Genomic DNA, 5,938 nt, shown 5'->3' on the forward strand with positions numbered 1-5,938 from the left:
AGGTACTACAGACGGACCTTTTCTACGGCAATCATTATTATTTTCATGCCTTGACAAATTCAGACCTGCATACCCACTATGAACAATCAGTTGAGCATAAATACCGTTGATTGATAGAAATGTCACAGGAAGGAGACCGCATGCGAAACACCATTTTTGCACTTGCAACGATGGATACTAAAGCAGACGAAATCTGCTTCGTGGCTGACGCGATTCGCAACGCGGACCTTGATGTCGTGCTGGTCGACCTGAGTACCCGTGGCCATTCGGACCGTGCCGACATTTCCGCGCAGACGATTGCGGCGGCACATCCCGCGGGTCCCAACCTGGTGCTGGAACAAACCGACCGGGGACAGGCGGTCACAGCGATGGCAGCAGCGCTGCATGCCTGGCTGCCCGACCAGGTCAATACAAAACAGGTGGCAGGCGTGATCGCGATCGGGGGAAGCGGCGGAACAGCAATTGTTGCCCCAGCATTTCAGGCACTGCCTGTCGGCTTTCCGAAGTTGATTCTCTCAACCGTCGCCAGCGGCAATACGCAGCCTTATGTGGGATCGAGCGACATCACGCTGATGTATTCGGTCGTCGATGTGGCAGGGCTCAACTCGGTCTCGCGGCGGATACTGAGCAACGCCGCCCACGCGATCGCCGGCATGGTAGCAAACCAAACAGAATTCACTGAAGACCGCCCTGCCCTGGGCATGACCATGTTCGGCGTGACGACGCCTTGCGTGGACATGGTGCGCGAGTCACTGGAAGCAAAGGGCTTTGATCCCCTGGTCTTTCACGCAACCGGCACCGGAGGCCGGGCGATGGAGAAACTGGTCGCCGACGGCCTGATTGGCGGCGTGCTCGACATCACGACGACCGAAGTCGCCGACGAAGTCGTCGGAGGCATCATGTCTGCTGGTCCGCGTCGGTTCGATATCATCCTCGAACGCGGCATTCCGTATGTGATGAGCCTGGGCGCCCTCGACATGGTCAACTTCGGTGCCCGCGAGACCGTTCCCGAACAATTTACCGACCGCCGATTTCTCGTTCACAATCCGCAGGTGACACTGATGCGGACCACCGTCGACGAGAACCAGCAGATGGCGCAATGGATCGCCGCCAAAGTCAATCGGTCGACGGCCCCCATCGAAATTCTAATTCCCGAACACGGTCTCTCGATGCTCGACGTTGAGGGCGCAGCCTTCTATGATCCCACAGCCGACCAGTGTCTGTTCGAGACGCTGGAACAGGAAGTTCAGCAGACCGACGAGCGACGCATCACCCGTTTTCCGTGTCATATCAACGACGCCGCGTTTGCCGAAGCACTCGTGGCCGCCTTTGAACGCGTGAGCGGAAGCCGATTCAACTAGAGATACAAAACGCGAGGAAATCATTCATGTCCGAATCAAGAGTAGCAATCCTGAAGCGACTGCGCGAGAAAGTAGCAGCCGGACAACCGATCATCGGCGGCGGTGCCGGCACGGGCCTGAGTGCCAAATGCGAAGAGGCCGGCGGCATCGATCTGATTGTGATCTACAATTCGGGCCGCTATCGCATGGCGGGACGCGGTTCGCTATCGGGCCTGATGCCTTACGGCAATGCGAATGAGATTGTCAAAGAACTGGGACGCGAGGTGCTTCCCGTAGTTAAGCAGACGCCTGTATTGGCCGGCGTCTGCGGGACCGATCCGTTTCTGATCCGCGATCTGTTCCTCAAAGAACTGCAGGCGATGGGTTTTGCCGGCATTCAGAATTTCCCGACCGTCGGACTGATCGACGGACAGTTCCGGGCCAATCTGGAAGAGACCGGCATGGGCTTTGAGTTGGAAATCGACTGCATCCGGGCGGCGCATGACCTGGATCTGCTCACAACGCCTTACGCGTTCGACGCCGATCAGGCTCGAAAACTGACTGCCGCCGGCGCGGATATCGTAGTCACTCACATGGGCCTGACCAGCGGCGGCACGATCGGCGCCGCAACGGGCAAGACACTGGACGATTCGGTAGAAGCGATCCGCACTATGGTTGACGCCGCCAAAAGCGAGCGGGATGACGTACTGCTGCTCTGTCATGGCGGCCCGATTGCGATGCCTGACGACGCCCAGTATATCTTCGACCGCGCGAAGGGCATCGACGGTTTCTACGGGGCGAGTTCCATGGAACGTCTGCCGACGGAAATCGCGATGACGGCACAGGTCCGTCAGTTCGGAGATCTACGCTTATCACAGGCTTAAACGCATCCTTTCCATTCTCTTCGTTTCCCTCATCTACGTAGCACAGGAATCCAACATGTATCGCTTAACTGTGATGTACGGACACCCCGAAGACCCCGCTGAATTTGACCGTTATTATCACGAAGTCCACATCCCGCTGGCGAAAACAATGCAAGGTCTCACCGGCTGGACCATCGGAAAATGCATCTCTGCGGAAGCGGGCAGTCCTCCGCCTTATTACCTGATTGTCAGTCTGTATGCGGAATCTGCAGCCGGAATGCAGGCGGTTCTGGAAAGCCCAGAAGGTCAGGCAACAATCGCCGACGTGTCGAACTTCGCCACCGGCGGCGTGATGTTCATGTATGATGAGGAAGAAGTTTTGATTCCACTGAATCTGGAAACCCCCTGAGTCGGAGTACTCCGGTTGCATTTCGCTTGATTCTCCGCTTATAGTGAAAAGAATGTGTATCGAATCATCCTCGGGAAGGTCATCATTAAATGAGTTTAATTCTGAAAACTATCCGCCCGGAAATCATCTTACCACTGCTGCTCCTGACTCTGTTTCTGCAAACAACAACGCATGCAGCCCAGAAGCCGAATATTGTTTACATTCTGGCAGATGATCTGGGTTATGGCGATGTGAGCTGTTACAACCCGGAATCGAAAATCCAAACGCCGCACATTGATCGTCTGGCTGCAGAAGGGATGAAGTTTACCGATGCCCACACGCCGTCCGCAGTCTGCACCCCCACTCGATACGGCATTCTGACAGGCCGCTACTGCTGGCGGACGCGATTGAAGTACCGCGTGCTGGACGGCTTTGATCCCCCTTTGATTGAACAAGACCAGACAACCGTCCCTTCACTGCTCAAGCAGGCGGGTTACGATACCGCTTGTGTAGGTAAATGGCATCTGGGCATGCAGTGGACCGACAAAAACGGACAGCCTGTGCCCGCGGTTCCCATTGACCGTCGGCAGCGTCCCCGCGTGGGTGATGACGTGGATTATACGAAACCGATCACCGGCGGACCGTTGGCGAACGGCTTTGACTTTTATTTCGGCATCTCTGCTTCGCTCAATATGTCCCCGTTCTGCTTTATCAAAAATGATCGGCCTGTGATCATGCCCACGATTGAATCGGAACAAATCCAAACCGAATTTCTTTCGGTCGACAAAGGCATGCGCTCGCCCGATTTTACCATCAGAAGCGTGATGCCAACCTTAACCGGACAGGCGGTGCGTTATATTGAACAACATTCGAAAACATCGCCAGAGCGACCGTTCTTTCTCTACTTCCCGCTGACCGCGCCGCATTTGCCTCTCGTGCCCAACGACGAATTCCGCGGCAAAAGCGCTGCTGGCGAGTATGGTGATTTTGTACTTGAAGTCGATGCGACCGTCGGTGCGATCATGGAAGCCTTACAGCGCGCGGGCGTGGCGGAAAACACGCTGGTGATGTTTACCTCTGACAACGGCGGCCTGTATCACTGGTGGACGCCGCAGGAAACGGACGACCTGAAATATTACAAGCCGAATCACCGGGGACAATATGTCAAAGACCGCGGCCATCAGGGGAACGCGCATCTGCGCGGGACGAAAGCAGACATCTGGGAAGGGGGCCACCGGGTGCCCTTCATCGTCCGCTGGCCCGGCAAGACACCCGCGGATTCAAAGAACGACGAACTGGTCGAACTGACCGACCTGCTGGCCACCTGCGCCGCGATTACGGATCAAAAATTAGCAGCCGGCGCTGGCGAAGACAGTGTCAATATTCTGCCTGCCCTGCTCGGCCAGAAAAGCGATCAACCGTTGCGCGACTATGCCGTACATCATTCGCTCTGGGGCCACTTCGCGATCCGACAGGGTCCCTGGAAAATGGTTCCCAAACGAGGTTCCGGCGGCTTCACCAATGCCCGTGAAGTCAAACCAGCAAAAGGCGAACCCATGGGACAACTCTACAACCTCAAAGCTGATCCCTCAGAAACCAAAAACGTCTGGAACGAACACCCCGAAGTCGTCGAACGGCTTTCGGTGATTCTGGAGAAAGTTCAGGCACAGGACAAGTGAGTTCACTCGCATTTTGCAGCAGAGTGACTTTATTTCAGCTATATAAAACCATTATCGCTAATCAATATGCGCTAGACATACTCGCGTAGTCATGTTAGCATACGTTTATATGTCTAACGCGGTCCCAGTAGATCCGGTTAGACAGGAAGCGACTCACTTTACGCTGCAGATGACACATAGCGGCCATTAAAAAGGCCCCAGGTTCACATCGGGAGTACGGGTTATGCAACGACGGCAATTTCTGGTGGCATCGGGGCTCGGCTTTGCCGGCATGCGATTTGGAACACCGACAGCGGCGGCTCCCCAGAACCCACTCCCCCCCGCGCGGAAGTCTGCGAAATCGACCATTCTGTTCTTCCTGTGTGGCGGTGCGTCGCATCTCGACATGTGGGACCTGAAGCCGAACGCGCCCTCAAATTATCGTGGGCCATTTCAGCCGATTGAAACGTCCGCCCCGGGAGTGCGGCTCTCAGAACATCTGCCGCTGCTGGCGAAACAGGCACATCATCTGGCACTCGTCAATTCAGTGGGGGCGACGGTCAACACGAACGACCATCACGCCGGGTATTACCACAATCTGACAGGGCATATTCCCGATCAGTCATTTGTCACCAAAGGAAATAATCGCACGCCTGAACCGGACGACTGGCCTTTCATGGGTTCCGTGGTCGCGGCGCGTCGTCCGGCTCATAAGAATCTGCCCAACGCGATCACGCTGCCTCATATGCCGAGCCGTGCCCCTTATACGCGACCAGGTCAGTTTGCCGCGCGACTCGGTGTCGAACACGATCCGATGTATATTCAGGGAACGCGGGAAGAGCCTTTGAAACTGCGCGGGCCGGCACTCTCCCTCGAAGGAAATATCACCCCCGACCGACTGACCGAGCGGAAGTCGCTGCTCGAGCAACTGGATACCGCCCGTCGCCACTTTGATGGATTCGCCGATATCGCCACGATGAATAAGCAACAGGAACGAGCCCTGACGCTGCTGCTTTCCTCGCAGTCCACCTCTGCCTTCGACTTACATCAGGAATCGCCGGCGACCATCGAACGCTACGGAAAAACGATCAACGGCATGAGTCTGCTGGCTGCACGGCGGCTGGTCGAAGCCGGGGTCCCGTTCGTCACCGTCTTCTGGAAAGGGGATCTGAATCGGCTGGGCAAAAAGTGCAAGAGTGCCGGTAGCTGGGACACGCACGGCAACAATTTTCAATGCCTGAAAGAAGATCTGCTGCCGGAATTCGACCGGGCCTACTCGGCGCTGATTGAAGACCTGGCGGCCCGCGGCATGCTGGATGAAACACTGGTCATGGTCACCAGCGAAATGGGCCGCAAGCCGAAGATCGGCGATCCGCGCTCCGGCGGAACCATCGGAGCCGGCCGCGATCACTGGACACACTGCTTAACCGACGTCCTCGCCGGCGGCGGAATCAAAGGAGGCCAGACCTTCGGAGCCAGCGACCGCTACGGCGAATATCCTCTCAACAGCCCAGTCACGCCGGCGGACATCACGCACACCGTTTATCACGCCATGGGCATCCACGACTTGATGGCCTATGATAAACTGGAGCGCCCCTACCACCTGCTCGATGATTCCAAACCGCTGACGGCACTGTTTTAAGAGATTGAATTGCTGCTACCTGTAGTGTTTCAATTTGAGTGAAAAAA

General features: G+C 56.3%; 5 protein-coding genes. All 5 read left to right on the forward strand.

Features of this window, described 5'->3' with window-relative positions; translation table 11 throughout:
• Positions 1-140 precede the first annotated feature (140 nt).
• The 5 genes from Q0294_RS09890 (at position 141) to Q0294_RS09910 (ending at position 5,891) form a co-directional block, all read left to right on the forward strand.
• On the forward strand, positions 141-1,361 hold the full coding sequence (locus Q0294_RS09890) for a Tm-1-like ATP-binding domain-containing protein (protein ID WP_299464142.1): 1,221 nt from the start codon (positions 141-143) through the stop codon (positions 1,359-1,361).
• A 26-nt stretch (positions 1,362-1,387) separates the two neighbouring features.
• Positions 1,388-2,224 (forward strand): phosphoenolpyruvate hydrolase family protein, encoded by an 837-nt coding sequence (locus tag Q0294_RS09895; protein ID WP_299464146.1) that lies wholly within the window; start codon positions 1,388-1,390, stop codon positions 2,222-2,224.
• Positions 2,225-2,279: 55 nt separating this feature from the next.
• Complete coding sequence (locus Q0294_RS09900) at positions 2,280-2,612, forward strand: EthD family reductase (RefSeq protein ID WP_299464149.1); 333 nt, start codon at positions 2,280-2,282, stop codon at positions 2,610-2,612.
• An 89-nt stretch (positions 2,613-2,701) separates the two neighbouring features.
• Positions 2,702-4,270 (forward strand): arylsulfatase, encoded by a 1,569-nt coding sequence (locus Q0294_RS09905; protein ID WP_299464152.1) that lies wholly within the window; start codon positions 2,702-2,704, stop codon positions 4,268-4,270.
• 223 nt (positions 4,271-4,493) lie between these two features.
• Positions 4,494-5,891, forward strand: a complete 1,398-nt coding sequence (locus Q0294_RS09910) for a DUF1501 domain-containing protein (protein ID WP_299464155.1) — start codon at positions 4,494-4,496, stop codon at positions 5,889-5,891.
• The last annotated feature ends 47 nt before the right edge of the window (positions 5,892-5,938 follow it).

Source organism: uncultured Gimesia sp., assembly GCF_937919775.1.
GTDB lineage: Bacteria > Planctomycetota > Planctomycetia > Planctomycetales > Planctomycetaceae > Gimesia.